This is a genomic window from Amycolatopsis sp. NPDC059021 (assembly GCF_042739895.1).
GTDB lineage: Bacteria > Actinomycetota > Actinomycetes > Mycobacteriales > Pseudonocardiaceae > Amycolatopsis.
Genome location: NZ_JBHYIQ010000047.1, coordinates 43,910 through 65,689 on the forward strand (window position 1 = coordinate 43,910; position 21,780 = coordinate 65,689).

At 67.1% G+C, this 21,780-nt stretch carries 21 protein-coding genes; 18 read left to right on the forward strand and 3 right to left on the reverse strand.

The genetic code is table 11. The annotated features are described in order from the left end of the window. Positions 1–480 precede the first annotated feature (480 nt). A complete protein-coding gene (locus ACFWX1_RS26070; protein ID WP_378391529.1) occupies positions 481–1,365 on the forward strand; it encodes a helix-turn-helix domain-containing protein in 885 nt (294 codons plus the stop codon). 74 nt (positions 1,366–1,439) lie between these two features. On the opposite strand, the gene ACFWX1_RS26075 is transcribed toward ACFWX1_RS26070, so the two are convergent. Continuing rightward, positions 1,440–1,655, reverse strand: coding sequence for a DUF397 domain-containing protein (locus ACFWX1_RS26075; RefSeq protein WP_378391531.1), 216 nt, complete (start codon positions 1,653–1,655; stop codon positions 1,440–1,442). A 151-nt stretch (positions 1,656–1,806) separates the two neighbouring features. Between ACFWX1_RS26075 and ACFWX1_RS26080 the strand changes: the two genes are divergently transcribed. The 8 genes from ACFWX1_RS26080 to ACFWX1_RS26115 all read left to right on the forward strand — a co-directional run bounded on the left by ACFWX1_RS26080 (position 1,807) and on the right by ACFWX1_RS26115 (position 10,780). Further along, the gene (locus ACFWX1_RS26080) at positions 1,807–3,030 is read left to right on the forward strand and encodes a BTAD domain-containing putative transcriptional regulator (protein WP_378391533.1); all 1,224 of its coding nucleotides are present in this window, start codon (positions 1,807–1,809) and stop codon (positions 3,028–3,030) included. 3 nt (positions 3,031–3,033) lie between these two features. Beyond that, entirely contained in the window at positions 3,034–5,229 is a 2,196-nt protein-coding gene (locus ACFWX1_RS26085) for a hypothetical protein (RefSeq protein WP_378391535.1), read from the forward strand. A gap of 85 nt (positions 5,230–5,314) precedes the next feature. Continuing rightward, positions 5,315–6,367, forward strand: a complete 1,053-nt coding sequence (locus ACFWX1_RS26090) for a hypothetical protein (RefSeq protein WP_378391537.1) — start codon at positions 5,315–5,317, stop codon at positions 6,365–6,367. 4 nt (positions 6,368–6,371) lie between these two features. Then, entirely contained in the window at positions 6,372–7,418 is a 1,047-nt protein-coding gene (locus ACFWX1_RS26095; protein WP_378391539.1) for a protein phosphatase 2C domain-containing protein, read from the forward strand. Then, on the forward strand, positions 7,415–8,497 hold the full coding sequence (locus ACFWX1_RS26100; protein ID WP_378391541.1) for a lipopolysaccharide kinase InaA family protein: 1,083 nt from the start codon (positions 7,415–7,417) through the stop codon (positions 8,495–8,497). The genes ACFWX1_RS26095 and ACFWX1_RS26100 overlap by 4 nt, the downstream gene beginning before the upstream one ends. Before the next feature lie 47 nt (positions 8,498–8,544). Beyond that, positions 8,545–9,258 (forward strand): vWA domain-containing protein, encoded by a 714-nt coding sequence (locus tag ACFWX1_RS26105; protein WP_378391543.1) that lies wholly within the window; start codon positions 8,545–8,547, stop codon positions 9,256–9,258. 29 nt (positions 9,259–9,287) lie between these two features. Continuing rightward, complete coding sequence (locus ACFWX1_RS26110; protein WP_378391545.1) at positions 9,288–9,809, forward strand: hypothetical protein; 522 nt, start codon at positions 9,288–9,290, stop codon at positions 9,807–9,809. 365 nt (positions 9,810–10,174) lie between these two features. Further along, complete coding sequence (locus ACFWX1_RS26115) at positions 10,175–10,780, forward strand: hypothetical protein (protein WP_378391547.1); 606 nt, start codon at positions 10,175–10,177, stop codon at positions 10,778–10,780. A 50-nt stretch (positions 10,781–10,830) separates the two neighbouring features. Here ACFWX1_RS26115 and ACFWX1_RS26120 read toward each other — a convergent pair whose 3' ends face one another. Further along, positions 10,831–11,907, reverse strand: a complete 1,077-nt coding sequence (locus ACFWX1_RS26120) for an acyl-CoA dehydrogenase family protein (protein WP_378391549.1) — start codon at positions 11,905–11,907, stop codon at positions 10,831–10,833. 90 nt (positions 11,908–11,997) lie between these two features. Continuing rightward, a complete protein-coding gene (locus ACFWX1_RS26125; protein WP_378391551.1) occupies positions 11,998–13,179 on the reverse strand; it encodes an acyl-CoA dehydrogenase family protein in 1,182 nt (393 codons plus the stop codon). A 103-nt stretch (positions 13,180–13,282) separates the two neighbouring features. Between ACFWX1_RS26125 and ACFWX1_RS26130 the strand changes: the two genes are divergently transcribed. The 9 genes from ACFWX1_RS26130 (at position 13,283) to ACFWX1_RS26170 (ending at position 21,684) form a co-directional block, all read left to right on the forward strand. After that, positions 13,283–13,471 (forward strand): ferredoxin, encoded by a 189-nt coding sequence (locus tag ACFWX1_RS26130; protein WP_378339266.1) that lies wholly within the window; start codon positions 13,283–13,285, stop codon positions 13,469–13,471. A 102-nt stretch (positions 13,472–13,573) separates the two neighbouring features. Further along, entirely contained in the window at positions 13,574–14,473 is a 900-nt protein-coding gene (locus ACFWX1_RS26135) for a 3-oxoacyl-ACP reductase (RefSeq protein WP_378391553.1), read from the forward strand. Between the two features lie 30 nt (positions 14,474–14,503). Then, positions 14,504–15,265, forward strand: coding sequence for a glucose 1-dehydrogenase (locus tag ACFWX1_RS26140; protein ID WP_378391555.1), 762 nt, complete (start codon positions 14,504–14,506; stop codon positions 15,263–15,265). Between the two features lie 96 nt (positions 15,266–15,361). Continuing rightward, complete coding sequence (locus ACFWX1_RS26145; RefSeq protein WP_378391557.1) at positions 15,362–16,144, forward strand: MlaE family ABC transporter permease; 783 nt, start codon at positions 15,362–15,364, stop codon at positions 16,142–16,144. Between the two features lie 4 nt (positions 16,145–16,148). Beyond that, on the forward strand, positions 16,149–17,009 hold the full coding sequence (locus ACFWX1_RS26150) for an MlaE family ABC transporter permease (RefSeq protein ID WP_378326410.1): 861 nt from the start codon (positions 16,149–16,151) through the stop codon (positions 17,007–17,009). Between the two features lie 76 nt (positions 17,010–17,085). Next, on the forward strand, positions 17,086–18,432 hold the full coding sequence (locus ACFWX1_RS26155; RefSeq protein ID WP_378391559.1) for an MCE family protein: 1,347 nt from the start codon (positions 17,086–17,088) through the stop codon (positions 18,430–18,432). After that, positions 18,429–19,466: an MCE family protein gene (locus tag ACFWX1_RS26160; protein WP_378391561.1), complete on the forward strand. Its 1,038-nt coding sequence runs from the start codon at positions 18,429–18,431 to the stop codon at positions 19,464–19,466. The genes ACFWX1_RS26155 and ACFWX1_RS26160 overlap by 4 nt, the downstream gene beginning before the upstream one ends. Then, on the forward strand, positions 19,463–20,494 hold the full coding sequence (locus tag ACFWX1_RS26165) for an MCE family protein (protein ID WP_378391563.1): 1,032 nt from the start codon (positions 19,463–19,465) through the stop codon (positions 20,492–20,494). The genes ACFWX1_RS26160 and ACFWX1_RS26165 overlap by 4 nt, the downstream gene beginning before the upstream one ends. Then, entirely contained in the window at positions 20,491–21,684 is a 1,194-nt protein-coding gene (locus ACFWX1_RS26170) for an MCE family protein (RefSeq protein WP_378391565.1), read from the forward strand. Before ACFWX1_RS26165 ends, ACFWX1_RS26170 begins: the two co-directional genes overlap by 4 nt. Positions 21,685–21,780: the final 96 nt, after the last annotated feature.

Genomic DNA, 21,780 nt, shown 5'->3' on the forward strand with positions numbered 1-21,780 from the left:
GCGAACAGTGCTACCGCGAGCACGAGGGCCCGTACGGCTTCCGATGCGGACCGCGCCACCAAAGTGAACACTGAGCCATAACTTGTGATCATCCACAGCGACCTCCCTGAGATCAGATCGCGGATTCCTGACAAGAACACGTCGACCACGTGCGTCTCCCAGCCTGGCTGTTCGTCTCCGATCGTCGGCAACTCATCATCACGGCAAGGGTCGTTCGATCCTGCGCGTCCAGCCAAGCGATCCCGGCACGGACATCGCCCTCGAGCAGGAGAAGCATCATGATGATTCATAGTGAATCACTATGAATCATCATGATGGTGCACGTCAACATGTGTTCGATAGCTTCTAGGAAAACCCTGCGCTCTTGACGGGTCGCGAGAGTTGACAGCGCGACTCACGCGTGACACAGTCTGCATCAATCGAATCAGAGTGGATCATGTGAGGGGAGCACGTTGGCTGGCGCAAGGAGATGTCGGAACCATGACCAGGGCTGCGGATGAGGGTGACCGGGCACAGGCGAAGCGGCTGCGGCTTGCGACCGAATTGCGGCACCTGCGCGACCTGGCCGGGCTTTCCGGTCGCGAACTCGCTCAGCAGATCGGCATCAGTCAGTCCAAGGTGTCTCGGATCGAATCCGGGCGCACGGTCCCGTCACTGCCCGAGGTGGACGGCTGGGCACGTGCCACGGGAGCATCGGACGATCGGCGGGAATGGCTGGTGGCCATGACCGATGCCGTGTTCACCGAGGTGCGCCCCTTTCGCGCCGCTGTGGGACCCGATTCCCAGATGCAGACGGAGATACAGGACCGGGAGCAGTGCGCGCGCCTCATCCGGACCTTCCAGCCATCGGTGGTTCCCGGCCTGCTGCAGACCGCCGACTACGCACGCCGCGTGTACTCGCTAGCTCAGCCGACCCCCGATCATCCGGTGGCGCCGGCCGTCGCCGCACGGATGGACCGGCAGGTCCTGTTGTACAAGGAGGATCGGCGGTTCGAGTTCTTGATCACCGAGCCCGCGCTGCGCTGGCGACCGGTTGCGGTCAGCTCCATGCTCGCCCAACTTGACCGGCTCGTCGCCGTGAGCACGCTCGACAATGTGTTGATTGGGGTCGTCCCGCATGGGCAGCAGGCAATGGCTCCAGCGCCGCACGCGTTCATCGTCTACGCCGAGAACGACGGCGATCTGGACGACCTCGTGGAAGTTGAGACATTGCACGCGAACCTCATAGTCAACGATCTCGACGATGTAGCGATCTACCAACAGAAATGGTCAATGTTATGTGGTTCGGCCATCTTCGGGAGCGAGTTCCGCGCGTTTGTCACGGCACTTTCCGCAGAGCTGCGGAAGACCGTGGACAACGACTGACAAAACGCGGCTCCGATGTCTCGGGAGGGGCCGAGACTCTCCGGCCTCGGCCCCTCCGACGGGCGCAGGGCTCGTCAGGTCAGGTCGAACTCCCCGTTCTGCACGCCCTCCAGGAAGTCGTTCCACTCTTCCTGGGTGAAGCTCAGGACCGGACTGTTCACCTCCTTCGAGTCGCGGACCAACACGACGTCAGAGGTGATGTCGACCTCGACGCAGCCGCCGCCCTGACACCGACTGCTGATCCGCCACCCGTGGCCGCCGGCAATCCTGGTCTTCCCGAACTCGCTCATTTTCTTTTCCTCACTCTCGAGGGCGGCCCGTTGCTGCCCGACGAGAACGAGCTTGCGGGGCAAGGGTACGGAAAAGCGTTCCGTACCCGCACCCGAATCGCACTGGAACTACCAGTGCGGACACGGCCGTCGGGAGTGTGAGGAGGTGCCAGTGCATTTCCGGCTGCTCGGCGTAGTGACCGCTCATGTGGATGGGAGGCTCGTCCGCATCGGTGAACCCAAACGTATGCTGTTCCTGGCCGTCTTGCTGCTCGCCGACGGTCGTCCTGTGCCGAAGGACACGCTGATCGACCGGCTTTGGGAGCACAACCCGCCAGCGACCGCCCAAGCTCGGTTGCGAAACATCGCAACCGAAGTCCGCGCCCGTCTTGAAACGGCCGAGCCCGGGGAGGGGCACCTGCTGCCACCAGGGGAAGGCGGGTACCGCATGCGGGTGGCCCGTGAGCGGGTGGATCTCTGGAGGTTCCGCGAAAGCTGCTCCCAGGCGGCACGACTCGCCGAACGGGCACCAGTCAAAGCGCTCCACCACATCCGCGCGGGTCTCAACGAGTGGACCGAGACATCGATCCACACGGCAGAACCGGAACCGTTACACCGGCTGGAGGGTGGCTGGATTGCAGGCGTCCGCGTCGGTCTGCAACAGGAATACCGACGTGCGCTCACACAGTGCGCCAGGCTCGAGCTCCGGCTCGGCGAGCCCAACCAGGCCCTGACCAGGCTCGAAACGCTCATCAAGCTCGATCCGTGTGACGAGGACGTCGCCGAGTTGTTGATGAACGCCTACTGCTTGGTCGGCCGTATCCCCGATGCGCTCCAGGTGTTCCGGGAACTGCGCAAGGAGCTCAAGGAACTAGGGGACGAGCCGGGCCCAGCTCTCACCAAGCTTAACCAGCGTGTCATCGACGGTGACCCGGCCCTCCGCTGGGACATGTCCGACCAACCCACTGCGACGATTGAGGAACCCTTGACAAATCTCGGCTCCACCTCATACGACAAGGCGGCGGAGACGCTGGCACGTTCTGCGGCACAATTGGTTGTCGCCACGGCGAGAGATGGCTCTGTTGAACGCGCCGGAGTACCAGGTGGGGACCTCGTCCGCTTTCTGCGCAACGAGTTTGACGGCGATGACCGTGCGACGGCAACCCTCACCCGGGTGCTGTCCAGCCCAGGGGACCTCGACGCCGTGCGCCAGCTATGCGAGACCCTCGTCGTCTCGCTGCGGGCCGACCAATCCTTTCGGCAGGGCGTCGAACGCCTCGTAGACGACGGGCCGGCACTGGCCAAGGGCGGGATTTTCGCCGAGAAGGTCAGGAATGCCGCTGTCTACAACGGGAAGGTGGTCATCAACAGGGGCGGATTCCGGATCGGAGGTTAAGCGGTGACTGCGGTACCTGAGCGCGACATTGACTACGAGCCCGTACGGCCCGATGGAGACGCCGACGCACTGCCCAAGGGGGTCGGAGCCGATGACGAGGACGAGAAGCCGGTCTCGGAGGACGACGCGCTGAAGGCGTTGCGGGGCGGTGACGACGTCGATGACGCGGAGGCCGCTCGAGCCGCCGCCATCGCCGAGCGGGTCGCCACCAGGCTCCAGCGTGACCCCACCGGCACACGGATCGGCAGTGTGGCCCTGTTCAACGGATCTGTGAGCGTTAGCGGTGGATTCGCCGTCGGCCCCGGCGCTCTGTCGAGTCGGGCCGACACAAGGCTGTCTCGCGTCGATAGCGCGGACCTGGCTGAGTACGTTGATTTCTTCTGCCCGCCCGACGGGTACAACGACGCGCTCGAGCGGTTGGGCAGCCAACGGCTGGTCGTGCTCGCGGCGCCGCCAGGCACCGGCAGGGAGGCAACGGCCTACAACCTTCTGGCCGAGGTGCTCGCCGACACCCCAGGGGACGACGACGGTTGTTGCTTCCGAGTCGCGAACGACTCGGCGGTCGGGAACCTGACGTGGGAACCTCCCGAGCGGGGTTGCGGGTACGTGATCCTGCTCGATGACGCACCCGCTGGTGGCGCGGGGATTTCCGCGGACATCATCACCGAGCACTGGCTGACCGACATGACAGCCCGAGTGCGGGAAGCGGATAGTTTTCTGGTCTTGGTTTCCGGTCCCGCGCGTGGCGGTCTCCTGGACGCGGGAACGAGGTCCAGCGGCTTGCTCGTGTCACTCGGCCTGGTGGACCCCGCCCGGATCATCCAGCGCAGGGTGCTCGGCCACGAGCCGGAGCCCGATGCCGTGGCCAGCCTGGACGGCAGGCTCCGCGACTGCGGCGCGTTGGGATTGCTCGGTGAACAGCCCCAGCCGCACGTCGCCGTTCGGATTGCCGAGGTGATCAAGGCGGGAGGTGACCTGGCCGCCGAGGTCAAGGCGTTGTGTGACCCCACCCGGCAGGTACACCAGTGGTTCAACACCCACCAGGACGTTCCCACCCGTTGTTTCGCCATGGCCGCTGCTGCGCTGGAGGACGCGAGCTACCTCGCGGTGGCGGACGCAGCCATGGACCTCTACCGGTTGCTGGTGGCGGTTCCTGAACCAACTCCGGATCTCCGGTTCCGCGATCGGCTCACTTCAGACCATCCGTGGCTGGAAGTGTCGGTGCTGTCCGAGGTGAACGAGTTCGGTGCTGTGCTTGCGGTACCACGAGTACGGTTCCGCGACTCGCTGGTGCAGCAGGCCGTTCTCGGCTACGCCTGGACATATCTGGATGGTTTCCGTCCAGTGCTGCAGAAATGGCTGCGGCGCCTGGTGACCCATCCGGACGTCGACGTGCGTGCCCGCACCTCGGTTGCGGCGGGAGTGATCGCCTGGAGCGACTACGGCTATGCCCTGCATCGCTACCTGCGGTCGTGGGCGGGTAGCCAAACGAGGGCGGTTCGCCAGGCCGCGGCCACGGCGGTGGACGTCGCGGGGACCCACCCTGATCTCACCGAACCGATGTGGACGGTGCTCGAGACCTGGGCGGCGGACACCGCGTCGCCCTTCGGCAGGCGCTTGGGTTTGACGGCGGCGACCGTGGCGGGTGGGCTGGTAGGCATTCAGGCACCCGCACGAGCCATGGCGGTGTTGCGCGCCAGCTTGGACCGTCCTGACTGGGCAACCCTGGTTCCGGTGGGGCACAGCGTCCTGCGGCTCGTCGAACACGGTCAGGCGGATGCCGTGCTGACCGGTCTGCTGCACTGGTCGCAGCCACAGGACTCCAGCCCGTTCGTCGCCAAGGCGCTGTCGGTCTTCTCCTTCGTCGCCTGCCAGCCGGGGCCGGATGGCGTAGAGCCGGTCCTGCTCAACGAGGCACCGAGGTGGCAGCCGAGGTTGGTGGAACTGTGGGCTCGTGCGCTGGCTCGTAAACCCGCGCAGACCCAAGCGTTGAATGCGTTGCGCGACTGCCTTGACCGGTACGGCAACGGTCGTGGGACGGCCTACGCGAACCTGCGCGACGTCATGCTCGGCGTCGCCCGTTGCCCTGGCGGCCACCGCAAACGGCTCGAGTGGCATCTCCGCCAGTGGGCCGATGATCGCATCAACCCGTCCACGGCAGCATCCAGGCTGTTGACCGCGATTACGCGCATGGCGTGACCGGCTGTCCTCACGGAAGGCGTATGAGGTGGAACTGACCTATGACCCCGTCCTGCGTAGCGAGGAACTCCCTACCGTTCGATGGTTGAAGCCCTTGCGGCAGCCGCGCCCCGGCACGGCGATGGTGCTCGTGCCCCACGAGGGGGCACCGGTGACGATCCGTCACGGTGAACCCGTCCCAGACGCCAGGCATGGCAGATATCGGTACAAGCTCCTGGTGGACGTCAGCGAACACCGGCTCGTGCTCGATGTGACGCTGCTGAGCCGTGACCCCAACTTCGGCTTCCGCGCCCAGGTCTCTCTGAACTGCTGGGTGGGTGACCCAGCTGAGGTCGTCGCGCGTGGCATCCGAGACGTCAGCGGCTCGTTGTACGACCCGATCCGGCGAATGCTCCGGGATACGTCTCGTGCCTACGACGTTCGTGAGTTTCACGCCGCCGAGAACGCGCTTAACGCTTTGATGACTGGTTTCGCCGGTGATAACGCGCTTCGGCTGCGGAACGTCCGGGTGGAGCTGCTCGTCGACGAGGACGAGGTGACAACTAGCGGCCGAGCGTTCCGCGACCTGGAGCGAGAGACCCGGCTGGAGAAGATGCGCCGACACCGGCACCTGCAGATGATGCGGGACGAGGGCGTTGAAGGCCTGCTCGCGGGCATCGTCGAACGGGAGGGGCCTCGCGCCGCACTGGAGTGGATCGCCAAGGCGGAAGCGACCGAGCGGGCGGAGCTGAGCGCGATGCTCGACACGGTGCTCAAACACACCGGCGCCGACCTGGAACCGTGGATGATCGACGATGCGGTACGCCCGCTGATCGATCGCGTCACCGCTCGCCCCGGCACCTTCTTCGGCGGCAGCCGAGTACGTGGTGCCCTGACCAGCAGCACCGGGGCCGAGGCCAGTGGCGCGGACAGCGGGGACAGCGGGGTGACCGTAGGCAGCCCGCACGAACCCGCAGCTGCGCTGGAGCCGCTGGCTCCGGCGGAATCTATCCGGTCGGCGTCCCCTGACGGGCCACCGGCCGACGAGCCGCCGGGCGGCCACGCCACCGCGGAGCGGAGCGGGCGGACGGCGGATGACGGGGCTGGCCGGGGTGTCCCGGGGAAACGGACCAGCCGAGTCCGGGGAACGCGGGCCTGAACACATGCCAGGACTCAATGACGAGATGACACCGGCTCCGTCCCCCCGCGAGGATCGTCAAGCCTGGTGCCACGAGAGCGACGGCGTCCTGGCCATCGGGGTGCAGACTCAGCTCCCAGGGTACGGCGAGGACGCCGAGCCGTTGCTGCTGCACCACGTGCCGACGGGTGAGGGACTGATCGGGGCCTTCGACGGCGCCGGTGGGGCGGGGGCCGCGATGGCGTACCGGTCCCCGCAGGGCAAGCGACGCAGCGGCGCATGGGTAGGTGCCCGGGTGGCTCGCGCGGAGGTACAGAAGTGGTTCCACACCGTTGCTCGGGGGCAGGGACCGTACGACGTGGAGCTGTTGCGCCGTCACTTGCACGCGACGCTGGCCCAGTGGCGGAGCCCGACGCGCAGCAAGATCGTCGGGACGATGCGCAGGGAACTGCCGACGACGATGGCGGCAGTGCTCTACCGCCCACGTGGCTCGGTGGTCGACTGCCAGGTGCTGTGGGCTGGTGACTCCAGGGCGTACGTGTTGGCGCATAACACCGGCCTGCACCCCCTCAGCAGGGATCACACCGTGGAGACCGACGCGCTGGAGCAACTGCTCCAGGACCCGCCGATGACCAATGTCATCTGCGCCGACCGGCATTTCGAGATCGAGACCCGACAGGTCGCCCTGGACCTGCCGACCGTGCTGGTCTGCGCCACTGATGGGTTCTTCGGGTACGTCGCCACCCCGGCGCAGTTCGAGTGGCACCTGCTGAACACCCTCCAGCAGGCCGATAACGGCCTCGACTGGGCGAAGCGGCTGGCGGGCCGAGTGGTGTCCTACAGCGCCGACGACGCCTCACTCAGCCTGGTGGCGTCGGGATACCGGGATTTCCGCACCCTGCGGGCAGGCTTCAGCCGCCGGGCAGACTATGTTTTCCGTTCCTACAGCGGACCTCCTGTCGGCACCGTCGGCCAGGATGGGGGCTTGCGGCGCTGGCAGGCCGAGACATGGGACAAGTACCGGCCGAACTACGAGCTCTGGCTGCGGCAGGTCGATGAGGACAACACATGAAGCTCGGCGAGACCATCCGCGGTTACCGGATCACGAGCAAGCCGACGAACGACGGCGGCGGCAAGTGCGTCTGGGCGTTCGCGGAGCAGGGCGGCAAGGAGTACTTCCTCAAGGCTTTCCTCGAACCGAAGCGTCCCCGTGATGGTGGGACCGGCTCGGCGAGTCAACGGCGGCGGATGGCGGAGTGCCAGGAGTTCGAGCAGCGGCACCGGTCCATCATGGACCGGTTGAAGCCCGACGCCGTCGGCGGCGGCAACCTCGTCCTCGCGGTCGACTTTTTCCACGAGGGCTCTACCTACTACAAGGTGACCGAACGCATTTCGGTGGCGTCGTTGGAGAGCCCGCAGTCCCTGGATCCACGGAAGAAGATCGTCCTGCTCCGGACGCTGGCGCTGAGCCTGCGGCAGTTGCACGACATCGGTGTGGTGCACGGCGACCTGAAACCGGCCAACGTGCTCATCCAGAAGAAGCCCGGGAAGACGTTCCACACGGCGAAGCTCATCGACTTCGACGACTCGTACCTCACGACGAAGCCGCCGGACCGCGGCGCCATCGCGGGCGATTCCGCGTACGGCGCACCTGAATGGTTACGTTACCTGCAGGGCGACGCTGACGTGCGACCTGAATATCTGACCACCAAGGTAGACCTCTTCGCATTGGGCCTGATGACCCACCTGTACGTCACCGGCACGTTGCCGGGTTTCCCCGACCGTTTCGCATCCGCGGCGCACGCCGTCATCAGCGACGTGCCACTGCGGATCGACGACCGGCTGACCCCCGGTATGCGGATGCTCATCCAGCACCTCACTGCACAGTCACCCGGCAAGCGGCCGAACGTGAACTCCTTCATGGCCACCCTCCGGGACCCCGACATCTGTGTCCTGACGCAGAGGACGAAGGCGAGGGCGGTGACCGACCCGCCCGCAGCCCCCACGAAGCGCTCCGGGGTGCGGATCAACATCGACGGGGGACGGGCAGCCACCCCTACCCCCGTTTCTGCACCGGCGGTGCCACCCGGCGCGGGAGCGGAAAGCCCGAAGACGTCCCGGGTGCGCATCAACATCCGCGACGACGGTTGAGGCAAGACAAGGGCCAGCCGCGCTGGCCGATTGGATCGGAGTGAAGAATGACGCAGAACTCGTCAGGCCGCGCTCAGGGAAGTCTGGAGTACGCGGTGGATATCGCTCTCTGCATCGATGTGACGGCGAGCATGACGCCGGTGCTGGAGATGGTCAAGCAGAGCGCGCTCACCTTCCACAGGCGGCTCGCCGCCGTGATGGCTGGGAAAGGTAAGGCGATCAGTCAGCTCCGGCTGAGGGTGATCGCGTTCCGCGACTTCGGTGACAAAGGCGATGATGCAATTCAGGAAACGGACTTCTGTCGATTCCCGGAAGAGGCCGAGAAGTTCGAGCGGTTCGTCCGCGAACTGCAGCCCATCGGTGGCGGTGACATACCGGAGTCGGGACTGGAGGCGCTGGCTCTCGCCATCAGGTCGCCGTGGGAGAAGGGATTGGATCGCCGTCGGCACGTTGTCGTCGTGTTCACCGACGCACCGGCACACCCGTTGGGCAGTCCAGCAGCGACATCGGCGAGCACGTACCCGCGGAACATGCCCCGCGACCTGGATGAACTGATGGAGTGGTGGGGTTACGCCCGCAGCCAGGAGTCGTTGATGGAGAACTCCGCGAAGCGGCTGGTGCTGTTCGCTCCGGAGGCCGAACCCTGGAACGGGATAGCGGAGGAATGGAATCTCACGATGCACTTCCCATCGAAGGCGGGCAAAGGGCTCGAGGAGTTCGAACTGGACGAGATCATCAATACGATCGCGAACAGCCTGTGATGTTCGGGATCCGCCTGCCGAAACGACGCGTGCGGCCTGACAGGCGCGAACGCGCGGCGGTGGCCCCCGCTCTCACCCTGCGGACCGAGCTGCAATGCGTTGGCGCGTATCTGTACGGGTACGAGGACAGGATCACCGTGGTGTGGACCGAGAACGTGAGCATCGAACTGCCGGCCATGTGGTGTACGTACGCGAGCATCCACACCGACGTGCCGGACCTGTTACGGATCACGATGCGGTTTGTTCCTGGCGCGGCGCCCCTTGACGTAGCCAGCCGGGGGAGCACCGATCTCTGCCTCCTCGCACCCACTCACGCGTTGCACGCTGCCCAGTCGATCGTCCGGCGCCTCAACGAGCGTGGCGGGTGGCGGCCTCGTGCCCGGCGAACCGGTGCGGGCGTCCTCCTGGCCGGGCAATCGGTGATCGGTGACGGCGGGGCCGTTCGTGACGGCCACTGGGTCACCTTCCGTCCGAATCCGGACACCGAAGAGCTGTTAGCCAGCAAAGGCGCCGGTACCGATGGGGGTGCCGGGCACGAGTACCACCGATAGCCCGAGGACCTGCAGTGGCAGACAGCACGTGGCGTTGTTCTTCTTGCGACACGTACAACGTGGTCGGCAAGGACTGTTGCATGGTGTGCGGCGAGGTGACGGTGAAGGCGAAGCCCACGTCCGACCGCCATTGGCAGTGCCTTCGCTGTGATGTGTGGAACGACCCAGGACGCAAACGGTGTCTGGGGTGCGACACCGGCCGCGCGGCGGCCGTCAACGCGCCGACGGTCGGTCCCGGTCCTAAAACCCGTAGCACGCGCCCGGCGGGGCCCAGGTCACCTCGCCGGCCTGGGCCCGGCTCGGCCCCCAAAAGCACGAAGCCTAGGCGCGAGCCGCTGGAACCGGCCGCTCGGAAGGATGAATCCGTGTCCACGCCGGTTCCAGAGGCGGACGTGTTCTTCGCGCCTCCGGCTTCCGGCACCGTGGGGTATCGCCCATCGAAATCCGGCACGAGGCCCCTGCCGGCATCGGCCGTGCCTCCCGCCCCACGACAGGTTCGCCCGGCCACGACGTTACGGCCGTTCCCGGCCGCGGCTATCGTGAAGGGAATCTTCTGGCTTGGTGGGGCCGCCTTGGTGATCCTGTTCGTCGTCCGCGGCTGCGCGGAGGTGATCAAGTCGGCGGGGAACGTCCCAGCACCCGGGATGTCGACGCCGGTCGTCACCCCATGCCCGGCCCGGATCGCCGCGAGGCTGCCCGAAGGTGGTTCGGCCCAGCTCGTGGTGGCCTACCGAACGACCGACAAACAGATCGTGTTGTGCAAGCACTCATCCGGCAAGCTGTACTACCACGGGGCGTACACAGCGAATCCGGAGGAGGCCATCACAGTGCCAGCGACCGCCACTCCGCGCGGTTACCTGGCGCGCAACGGTACCTATGAGTACGAGATCGCAGATACCGAGGTGATTGTCAGGAACAACGGCCGGCAGATCGGAAGGCAGTCCCTGGTCTCGTGGCCCTCGCCGTCTTGATCCCGCAGCCGTCGTGCGTAGTCGCTCGGGCTGCCCCGCTCTACTCGACACTAGGCGGGGGTGTCGGCGAGCTGGGTGCCCAGGGCGCGGAGGTGGGCCGTGGCGCCGCCGAAGGTGAATTCGAGGCGTTTGGCGGCGGCGAAGTAGCGGTGCACGGGGTGGTCGACGTCGATGCCGACGCCGCCGTGGACGTGTACGGCGGTGTGCACGACGCGGTGGCCCGCCTCGGCGGCCCAGAACTTCGCGGTCGCGACCTCTTCGGCGGCGGGAAGTGCTTCGGAGAGGCGCCAAGCGGCCTGCCACAGCGTCAGTCGGACCGCCTCGACGTCGAGATACGCGTCCGCGAGCCGTTGCCGTACTGCCTGGAAACCGCCGATGACCTGGTCGAACTGCTTGCGTTCGCGGGCGTACGCCGCGGTCAGTTCCAGAGCCCGCTCCACGACGCCGAGTTGCTGCGCGCACAGCCCGACGGTCCCGCGCAGCCGCAGCCACTCGCCGACGTCGCCCAGTGACACCGCTGGCGCACCGGTCAGCTCCAGCAACCCGGCGTCGGCGTGGTCGACGGTGTGCTGCGCCGCGATGTCCACGCCATCGGCCTCGCGGTCGATCAGGAACACCTCGTGGCCGTCCCCGGCGGCCGCCTCCACGAGCAGGCCGTGGGCGAAGGCCGCGAACGGCACGGCGGACTGCGCACCGGTGAGCTGAGGGCCGTCCACTGTGGACTCTGCAGTGAAGCCGCATGGCGCGCCCGCGTCCGGCAAGGCCACCGCGAGGACGCGGCTGCCGCGCAGCACCGGGACCACCCAGCGTTCGGTCAGTTCGGGCGTGCCGAACTCGGCCAGCGCCGCGGCGGCCATCGTGATCGAGGACAGGTAGGGCACCGGTGCGACGGCGCGGCCGATCTCGGTCAGCACCGAGCACTGCTCCAGCAGGCCGAAGCCGCCACCGCCGACCGACGAGGGGAGTGCCGCGTCCAGGACGCCCGCCTTCGCCAGGTCCGTCCACAGGGGAGCGTCGAATCCGCCGGATCCGTGCGGGCCCAGTACTTCCGGGGTGACCTTGTCGGTGAGCAGCTTCCGGGCCAGGCCGGAGAGGGCCTGCTGTGCTTCGGAGTGGGAGAAGTCCATCGGGGCTCCTGTGCTGAAGGGGACTTTCGTCCGATGTGATGCGACGAAGGGGACTTTCAGCGCATGCGACGCGAGGAAAGTCCCCTTCAGCTAGCGCGTGACCGGCAGGCCGAGGGCGGTGGCGGCGATGATGTCGCGCTGGACCTCGTTGGTCCCGCCGCCGAAGGTGAGGATCAGCGACGACCGGTGCAGGCGTTCGATCCGGCCGCGCAGCAGCGCGCCGGGGGAGCCGTCGCGGACCACCGAGGCCGCCCCGAGCACCTCCATCAGCAGCCGGTAGGCCTCGGTGGCGAACTCGGTGCCGAACACCTTCGTCGCCGACGCCTCTGCCGGGCCCAGCTCGCTCGCCGCGGCCGCCCAGGCGATCCGCCAGTTGCGCAGCTTGAGGTACTCGGCGTGCGCGTGCACGCGGGCCAGGTGCAGGCGCACCCATTCGGCGTCGATCACGCGGCTGCCGTCGGGCAGTTTCGTGGTCTGCGCCCACTCCCGCACCTCGCGCAGGGACGTCATCACCGGCGCGGCGGAGGTCAGCGCGACGCGCTCGTGGTTGAGCTGGTTGGTGATCAGCGGCCAGCCGGCGTTCTCGTCGGCGATCCGGTTGGCGACCGGGACACGCACGCCGTCGTAGTAGGTCGCGCTGGTGCCGGGGCCCGCGACGGTGTGCACCTTCGTCCACGAAAAGCCGGGCGCGGTAGTCGGCACGATCAGCATCGACAGGCCCTTGTGCTTGCGCGCCTCGGGGTCGGTACGCACGGCGAGCCACACGTAGTCGGCGTACTCGATGAGGCTGGTCCACATCTTCTGCCCGGTGACGACGTACTCGTCGCCGTCGCGTTCGGCACGCGTGCGCAGCGACGCGAGGTCCGTCCCCGCCTCCGGCTCCGAGTAGCCGATCGAGAAGTGCAGCTCCCCGGCGGCGATCCTCGGCAGGTAGAACGCCTTCTGTTCTTCGGTGCCGAAACGCATGATCGTCGGGCCGACGGTGTTGACCGTCAGGAAGGGGACGGGCACCCCCGCGACGGCCGCTTCGTCGGTGAAGATCAGCTGGTCGAGCATCGGCCGGGCCTGACCGCCGTACTCGCGGGGCCAGCCGAGCGCGAGCCAGCCGTCCTGGCCCATCTGACGCACGATCTCCTTGTACGCCACGCCATCGCCGTACTCGCCGCCTTCGGCCGCCAGGCTCTCCCGGCGGGCCGGGGTCATCAGCTCGGCGAAGTACTCGCGCAGCTGACCGGCCAGTTCCCGCTGACCTTCGGTGTAGTCGATCCGCATCCGTCACCTCCGCCCGGCAGGGCTCGTTGTGGTGGGTGAACCCGCCTCGGGGCTACAGTAGAACTTGTTCTAGTTGTACCAGGCTTCGCGGACGGGAGGAAGTATGGAGATCAAGGTGGACCGCTCGCTCTGCGAGGCGAACGCGGTGTGTGTCGGGTTCGCGCCCGACGTGTTCGACCTCGACGACGACGAGAACCTGGTCGTCCGGTCGCCGATCCCGGAGGATCAGGTAGAACATGTTTCGCAAGCTGTGTCGGGTTGCCCGAAGAATGCCCTGTTCATGGCGGGTTAGTGCTGTTAATTTTGCCCTTGATAAGTACGAGAACAGATTCTAGTCTGTGGGCGAGAGGCGGGCTGGACCCGGCCCGACGTGCTTCGACGAGGAGGCATCGCGGTGAGTGCGGCCGTAGGCGAGACATTGGCGGGCCGGACGGCCATCGTCACCGGCGCCGGTGCGGGGCTCGGCAGGGCCGAAGCCCTCGCGCTGGCGAAGGCCGGGGCGGCGGTGGTCGTGAACGATCTCGGCGACGCGAAGAGTGTCGTGGAGGAGATCGAGGCGGCGGGCGGGAAGGCGATTTCCGTCGCCGGTGACGTCGCCGAGCGCACCACCGCCGACGCGCTGCTGGAGGCCGCGGTCGATCACTTCGGCGGGCTGGACATCGTCGTCAACAACGCCGGCGTGCTGCGGGACAGGATGCTGTTCGGGATGTCCGACGAGGAGTGGGACCTCGTGCTCGCGGTCCATCTTCGCGGCCATTTCCTGTTGTCCCGCAACGCCGCGAAGTACTGGCGCGACAAGTCCAAACTGGACGGCAAGTCGGTGTACGGGCGGCTGGTGAACACCGCGTCGGAGGCGTTCCTGGTCGGCTCGGCCGGGCAGCCCAACTATTCCGCGGCCAAGGCCGGGATCGCCGCGCTCACCGTGTCCGCCGCGCGAGGCCTCTCCCGCTACGGCGTGCGTGCCAACGCGATCTGCCCGCGTGCGCGGACCGCGATGACCGAAGCCGTCTTCGGCGACGCGCCCGAAGAAGGCGTCGATCCGCTGTCGGTGGAGCACGTCGCGCCGTTCGTCGCCTTCCTCGCCTCGCCCGCGGCCGAAAACGTCAACGGCCAGGTGTTCGTCGTGCACGGCGGCATGGTCGCACTGCTCAAACCCCCTGAGGTGGAGCAGCGCTTCGACACCGCGAACGGTGTCTGGACCGCAGAGGAACTCGAAACCGCGGTCGGTGGTTACTTCGCCGGGCGTGAACCGGAGCGGATGTTCGCTGCCACCGACATTCTCGCCCTTCCCTGACAATGCCGTGACCCCTACCGAGGAGCTGAAGTGACGGGACGCTTGGACGGCAAGGTCGCGCTGGTCACCGGTGGTGCGCGCGGGCAGGGCGAAGCCGCCGTACGCGCTTTCGTGGCCGAAGGCGCGCGCGTGGTGATCGCCGACATCCTCGACGAGGACGGCGAAAAGGTCGCGGCCGACCTCGGGGACGCGGCGGTGTACCAGCATCTCGACGTCGGCTCCGAGGCCGATTGGGAGGCCGCGATCGCGCGGACCCAGGCCGAGTTCGGCGCGCCGACGGTGCTGGTCAACAACGCCGGGATCCTGCACTTCTCGGAGCTGGGCAAGACCGCGCTCGCCGATTACGAGCGCGTCATCCGGGTCAACCAGATCGGACAGTTTCTCGGGATGCGTTCGGTCGTTGAACCGATGACGGCCGCCGGTGGCGGCTCGATCGTCAACGTGTCCTCTGTGGAGGGTCTGGCCGGGATGCCCTACCTCGTCGCGTACACCGCGAGCAAGTTCGCGAGCCGCGGGATGACCAAGGTCGCCGCGCTCGAACTGGGCGCCAAGAACATCCGGGTCAACTCGGTCCATCCCGGGGCGATCGACACGCCGATGATCCCGGCCGCGGTGGGCGCCGAAGTCGACATGTCGTTCATCGCCAAGAAGGTCCCGCTGGGCCGGGTCGGGCGGCCGGAGGAGATCGCGCAACTGGTGTTGTTCCTGGCCAGCGACGAGAGTTCCTACTGCACCGGCGCGGAGTTCGCCGCCGACGGCGGAGCGACGGCGACGCACTCTCTCAAGGTATGAGAGGGAGCTGCCGAAGGGACGGAGTGAACACCGCTAACCGAAAGCGGGGTCGGGGAATGAGTAAGACTCATGAGTAGGTAACTACTGGGAGGTGCCGTGGCAACCGCGACGTTCCCGGGAACCGCGGCGCTGACGCAGGTCGGCAGGCTCGCCACGTTGTCCTGGGAGGTCTTTCGGGCGATCTTCCGCCGCCCGTTCCAGTTCCGGGAGTGGATCCAGCAGTGCTGGTTCTTCGCCAGCGTCACGATCCTGCCGACGGCGCTGGTGGCGATCCCGTTCGGCGCCGTCATCGCGCTGCAGCTCGGTTCGCTGACGCAGCAGATCGGCGCGCAGTCCTTCACCGGCGCGGCGAGCGCGCTGGCGATCGTGCAGCAGGCGAGCCCGTTGATCACCGCGTTGCTGGTCGCCGGCGCGGGTGGCAGCGCCGTCTGCGCCGACATCGGCGCCCGCAAGATCCGTGAGGAGATCGACGCGATGGAGGTGCTGGGCGTCAACCCGATCCAGCGTCTGGTCGTGCCGAGGGTGCTCGCGGCGATCGTGGTGTCGGTGCTGCTCAACGGCTTGGTCAGCGTCGTCGGCGTGCTCGGCGGATACTTCTTCAACGTCGTCCTGCAGGGCGGGACGCCGGGGGCGTACCTGGCCAGTTTCAACGCGCTCGCCCAGCTTCCCGATCTGTGGATCAGCGAGATCAAGGCCCTGTTGTACGGCTTCGTCGCCGGGGTGGTCGCCGCGTTCCGCGGGCTGAACCCGGCTGGCGGGCCCAAGGGCGTCGGCGACGCGGTCAACCAGGCCGTGGTCATCACGTTCCTGCTGCTGTTCCTCATCAACGTGGTGCTGACCGCGATCTACCTGCGGATCGTGCCGCCGAAGGCGATGTGAGCGGATGACGGCCGAACCGATCCAGCAACCCCTGGTGTCCGACCGGACCCTGGAAGTCATCGCGCGTCCCGGCGCGAGCCTGGAGGGGCTGGGCAAGCAGCTTTCCTTCGCCGCGCGGGCACTCGCCTGGGCGCCGCGCACGATTCGCCGCTACAGCGGGGAAACCCTGCGGCTGCTGACCGAGGTCTGCTTCGGCACCGGCGGTCTCGCGGTGATCGGCGGGACGCTCGGCGTGATGATCGGGATGACGTTGTTCACCGGTCTCATCGTGGGCCTGCAAGGATATTCGGCGCTGAACCAGCTCGGCACCGCCGCGCTGACCGGGTTCATCTCGGCGTACTTCAACACGCGTGAGGTCGCGCCGCTCTCGGCCGGGCTCGCGCTTTCGGCGACGGTCGGCTGCGGGTTCACCGCCCAGCTCGGCGCGATGCGGATCTCCGAGGAGATCGACGCGCTCGAAGTGATGGCCGTGCCGAGCATGCCCTATCTCGTCACGACCCGGGTGCTGGCCGGGGTCACCGCGGTGATCCCGCTCTACGCCGTCGGCCTGCTCTCGTCGTATCTCGCCTCGCGGCAGATCACCATCTGGCTCTACGGCCAGTCCGCGGGAACCTACGACCATTACTTCACGCTGTTCCTGCCGCCCGAAGACGTCCTCTGGTCCTTCGCGAAGGTGATGGTGTTCGCCGTCATCGTGATCCTTTCCCATTGTTATTACGGCTACAACGCCAGTGGCGGGCCCGCCGGGGTCGGGGTCGCGGTGGGCCGCGCGGTGCGGACGTCGATCGTGCTGATCTCGGTGCTGGACTTCTTCCTCAGCCTCGCGATCTGGGGCGCGAACACGACGGTGAGGATTTCCGGATGAGCGACGCTTGCGAGCGAATCATGGATATCATGCGCCAAAAGGGATCGAGCACTGTCTCGCGAAGCGAGTCGATCGCATGAGCGTGCGCGGCGATGTGCTGCACAGACTCCGCCACCAGGTGCTGGGGCTGGTGTTCCTCGTGGTGGCCGCGCTGTTCTTCGCGCTGACGATCGCCTTCTACGACAAGGCGTTCACCTCGGTCACGCTGGTCCGGCTGGACACCGACCACGTGGGCAGCCAGATGCGGGTGGGCTCGGACGTCAAGGTGCGCGGGATGCTCGTCGGCGAGGTCCGCGACGTCCGCACGAACGGGGATCACGCGACGCTGGATCTCGCGCTGCAACCGGACAAGATCGGCGTGATCCCGGCGAACGTCTCGGCGCGGCTGCTGCCGAAGACGTTGTTCGGCGAGCGGTACGTCGCGCTGCAACTGCCGGAAAAAGCACAGCCGCACATCAAAGCGGGGGACGTGATCCCGCAGGATCGCACCAGTTCCGCGATCGAGCTGGAGAAGGTGCTCGGCGACGTCATGCCGTTGTTGCAGGCGGTGCAACCGGAGAAGCTGTCCAGCACGCTCACCGCGGTGTCGACGGCGCTGGACGGGCGCGGCAAGCAGCTCGGCCAGACACTGGCCCAGCTCTCGGACTACCTGGGCAAGATGAACCCGTCGCTGCCGAACCTCAAGGCCGACATCACCGGGCTGGCCAACGTCTCGAACATCTACGACAAGGCCGGGCCGGACCTCATCACCGCGCTGTCGGATCTGACCACGACCAGCAAAACGTTGGTGGACAAGCAACGTGGCCTCGCCGACCTGTACGCGACGGTGTCCGCGGCCTCGACCGACCTGACGAGCTTCCTCACCGTCAACAAGGACAACCTGATCCGGCTCACCACCGCGATCCAGCCGACGCTGGACGTGCTGGCGAAGTACGCGCCGGAATATCCGTGCATGCTCAAGCAGCTCGCCGATTCGGTGCCGAACGCGGAACTGGCCTTCGGCAAGGGCACCGCGCATCCGGAGGTCAGCCGCGTCACGATCGAATTCACCTCCAGCCGGGGCAAGTACCTGCCCGGCGTCGACGAGCCCAAGTACACCGACAAACGCGGCCCTCGCTGTTATCCGCAGGTGCCCAAACCGGGGCACTGGCCGCAATACCCGCCGGACGGCCCGATCCAGGACGGTTCCAGCAAACCCGCGCCGCCGAAGTCGCCCGACGGGAGGCTGCCCGGCCCCGTGACGTCCGGGGGCGGCGCGCCCGGCGGGTCGGGCGGGTCGTCGGTGATCGGCTCGCCGGACGAGCAGCAGCTGATGAACCTGCTGATGTCGCCCGCGCTCGGGGTCGCGCCGGATCAGGCGCCGGGCTGGGGAAGCCTGCTCGTCGGGCCGCTGTACCGCGGAGCGGAGGTGGAGCTGAAGTGAGGAGTTTCGTGCCCTCGCTGGTGAAGATCCTGATCTTCGCCACGGTCACCGTCGTGCTCACCGGGATCCTCGGCGCCACGATCGCGAACACGAACTTCGGCGCGCAATCCGGGTACACCGCGAAGTTCGCCGACGCCTCCGGGCTGAAGGTCGGCGACGACGTCCGCATCGCCGGGGTGAAGGTCGGACAGGTCGGCAGTATTGGCGTCACCGAAGGCGAGAAGAACTTCGCCGAGGTGCACTTCGACGTCGAAGCGACGTACAAGCTCCCGGCGTCGACGACCGCGACCATCAAGTACCGCAACCTCGTCGGGCAGCGGTACCTCGCGCTCGGCACCGATGTCGCGGATGGGAAGACGTTGCCCCAGGGCGGGACGATCCCGCTGGAACGGACCAAACCCGCGCTGAACCTCACCGTGCTGTTCAACGGTTTCAAACCGCTTTTCCGCGCCCTGAGCCCGAAGGACGTCAATCAGCTCTCCGGCGAGATCATCCGCGTGTTCCAGGGCGAGGGCGGCACGATCTCCAGCCTGCTCGCACACACGGCGTCGCTCACGACGTCGATCGCCGGGCGGGACAAGGTGATCGGCGACGTCATCGGGAACCTCAACACCGTGCTCGGCACGGTCAACCAGCACGGCCCGCAACTGGGCGATCTCATCGACCAGACGCAGCGGCTGGTCAGCGGGCTCGCCGAACAACGCAAGCCGATCGGGGACGCGGTGGGCGCGCTGGACGAGCTGACGAACGCCACCACCGGCCTGCTCGCGGACGCGCGCCCGGCGCTGAAGGACGACGTCGACAAGCTCGGCACGCTGTCGCAGAACCTCGGCGATTCCGAACAGCTGCTCGACCATCTGCTCAGCGTGCTGCCGGGCAACCTGCAGAAGTTCACCCGCACGCTGAGCTACGGCAGCTGGTTCAACTATTACCTGTGCGGGATCAACGGCCGGATCGGGATCTCCTCGCTCAACATCGAGCTGCCGATCCTGCCCCTGCCCGCGACCCAGCGACCGGAGAGGTGCGGCCCGTGAAACGACTGAAGGACCGCAACCAGGCCATGGTCGGCGGGATCGCGCTGGTGCTGGTCGTGCTCGTCACGCTGACGACGTACTTCTCCGATCAGCTCCCGTTGTTCGGCAACGGCGTCACGTATACCGCGTACTTCGGCGAGTCGGCCGGTCTGGAGCCGGACAACGAGGTCGAGGTCGCCGGCGTCAAGGTCGGCGAGGTGACGTCGGTGGGCCTGGCTGGCAAACAGGTGCTGGTGAAGTTCCGGGTGAAGGGCGTCCGGGTCGGGGACGCCTCCTCGGCGTCGATCGAGATCAAGACGCTGCTGGGGGAGAAGTACCTCGCGCTGGAGCCGAAGGGGGCGGGCGCGCAGGATCCGGCCAGCACGATCCCGGTCGCCCGCACGCGGACGCCGTTCCAGTTGCAGGACGCGTTCCAGCAGTTGTCGAGCACCGTGGGCGACATCGACACGAAGCAGCTCGCGGAGAGTTTCAACGTGCTCTCGGACAGCCTCAAGGACAGCCCGCAGTATCTGAAGGACACGCTGTCCGGCTTGTCCGCGTTGTCGAAGACAGTGTCCTCGAGGGACACCGAACTGCACACATTGCTGGCCAACACGGGAAAGGTCTCGAAGACGCTGTCGGATCGCAACGCCCAGCTGCAACGCGTGATCAGTGACGGGAACCTGCTGCTGACCGAACTGCAGAACCGCAAGGCGGCGATCGACTCGCTGCTGAAGGGGACGCAGCAGGTGTCGGCGCAGCTGTCCGGGCTGGTGGCGGACAACCGCACGCAGCTGAAACCGACGCTGCAGAAGCTCGGGAAGGTCACCGATGTGTTGCAGCGCAACCAGGGCAACCTCGACAAGAGCCTGCAGCTGATGGCGCCGTTCGCCCGCGTCGGCGCGAACGCCACCGGCAACGGCCGCTGGTTCGAGGGCTATCTGTGCGGGCTGCTGCCGCCGACGATCATCGCGGGCGGGCTGACGATCAACCCCGAGGGCTGTACCCCGCCGATCGCCGCGCCGAACCAGGGGATAGGTGGCCGATGACCATTCAGACGCGGGGCGGGCGCAAGGTCGTCACCTGGGTTTCGTTCGGCTGCGTGGCCGTTCTCCTGCTGGCGGCGGTGTTGTGGCTGGTGCAGCGGGACGGCAACGGCACCAAGCTGAGCGCGTACTTCGGGAAGACCGTCGGGCTCTACGCCGGATCGTCGGTCCGCGTGCTGGGCGTGAAGGTCGGCGAGGTCACCGGCGTGACACCGCAGGGTGACGCGGTGCGGGTCGACATGCGGGTGGACGGCGTGCAGATCCCGGCCGACGCGGGCGCCGTCGTCGTCGCGCCGAGCCTGGTGAGCGACCGGTACGTCCAGCTCACCCCGGCCTACGACAGCGGGCCGGTCCTGGCCAGTGGCACGGTCCTGCCGAAGGAACGGACCGCGATGCCGGTCGAGCTGGACGATCTGTATGCCAGCCTGGACAAGCTGTCCACCGCGCTGGGGCCGGACGGGGCGAACAAGAACGGCGCGTTGTCGAACGCGCTGGACACCGCGGCGGCGAACCTGAAAGGCAACGGGGCCAACCTGAATTCGACGGTCGGGCGGCTCGCGGATCTCGCGAAGACGCTGGACAACTCGAAGGACGACCTGTTCGGGACCGTCCAGAACCTGAACTCGTTCACCGGCGCGCTGGCACAGAGCGACGCGCAGCTCAACGAGTTCTACAAACGCGTCGCCGATGTGAGCAGCTTCCTCGCCGCCGACTCCGGTGACGTCGGCGCGGCGCTGAGCTCGCTGGGCGGCGCGCTCGGCGACGTCAAGACGTTCGTGGCGGACAACAAGGACGCCCTCGCATCCAATGTGGACAAATTGGCTTCACTGACGAAGGTGCTGGTGGACCAGCGTTCCTCGCTGGCCGAGGTGCTCGACGTCGCCCCGGTGGGCGCGACGAACTTCATCAACTCCTACGACGCGGCGTCCGGCACCATCGCCGTGCGGGACAACCTCAACGAGATCACCCATCCGCCCGTGCTCACCCTGTGCCGCCTGATCAGCGCGGGGACGCCGAAGGAGATTCCCGACGTGATCGGGAACATGTGCAAGAAACTCGCGCCGGTGCTCGACGGGACGTTGAAGCTGCCGAGCCTTTCGCAGGTGATCGCCTCGCTCCAGACCGGCGAACTCCCGCCGCTGCCGCTGCCGGTCACCGACGTCCTCACCCAGCTGTCCGGAGGCAAGAAGTGAAGCGGCGCAGGTCCGTGAAGGCCTCCATCACAGCGCTGAGCCCCGGTGTGGTTGGCGTGAAGGGCCCAAGGGGGGGGGTGCGGGGGGGGGGGGGCC

What these genes read in the sequence shown, in the direction of transcription:
- ACFWX1_RS26150 (WP_378326410.1), top strand. Translation starts at nt 16,149, where the DNA reads ATGACGGCCGAACCGATCCAGCAACCCCTGGTGTCCGACCGGACCCTG.
- ACFWX1_RS26070 (WP_378391529.1), top strand. Translation starts at nt 481, where the DNA reads ATGACCAGGGCTGCGGATGAGGGTGACCGGGCACAGGCGAAGCGGCTG.
- ACFWX1_RS26120 (WP_378391549.1), bottom strand. Translation starts at nt 11,907, where the DNA reads ATGGACTTCTCCCACTCCGAAGCACAGCAGGCCCTCTCCGGCCTGGCC.
- ACFWX1_RS26095 (WP_378391539.1), top strand. Translation starts at nt 6,372, where the DNA reads ATGCCAGGACTCAATGACGAGATGACACCGGCTCCGTCCCCCCGCGAG.
- ACFWX1_RS26075 (WP_378391531.1), bottom strand. Translation starts at nt 1,655, where the DNA reads ATGAGCGAGTTCGGGAAGACCAGGATTGCCGGCGGCCACGGGTGGCGG.
- ACFWX1_RS26125 (WP_378391551.1), bottom strand. Translation starts at nt 13,179, where the DNA reads ATGCGGATCGACTACACCGAAGGTCAGCGGGAACTGGCCGGTCAGCTG.
- ACFWX1_RS26100 (WP_378391541.1), top strand. Translation starts at nt 7,415, where the DNA reads ATGAAGCTCGGCGAGACCATCCGCGGTTACCGGATCACGAGCAAGCCG.
- ACFWX1_RS26105 (WP_378391543.1), top strand. Translation starts at nt 8,545, where the DNA reads ATGACGCAGAACTCGTCAGGCCGCGCTCAGGGAAGTCTGGAGTACGCG.
- ACFWX1_RS26170 (WP_378391565.1), top strand. Translation starts at nt 20,491, where the DNA reads ATGACCATTCAGACGCGGGGCGGGCGCAAGGTCGTCACCTGGGTTTCG.
- ACFWX1_RS26130 (WP_378339266.1), top strand. Translation starts at nt 13,283, where the DNA reads ATGGAGATCAAGGTGGACCGCTCGCTCTGCGAGGCGAACGCGGTGTGT.
- ACFWX1_RS26155 (WP_378391559.1), top strand. Translation starts at nt 17,086, where the DNA reads ATGAGCGTGCGCGGCGATGTGCTGCACAGACTCCGCCACCAGGTGCTG.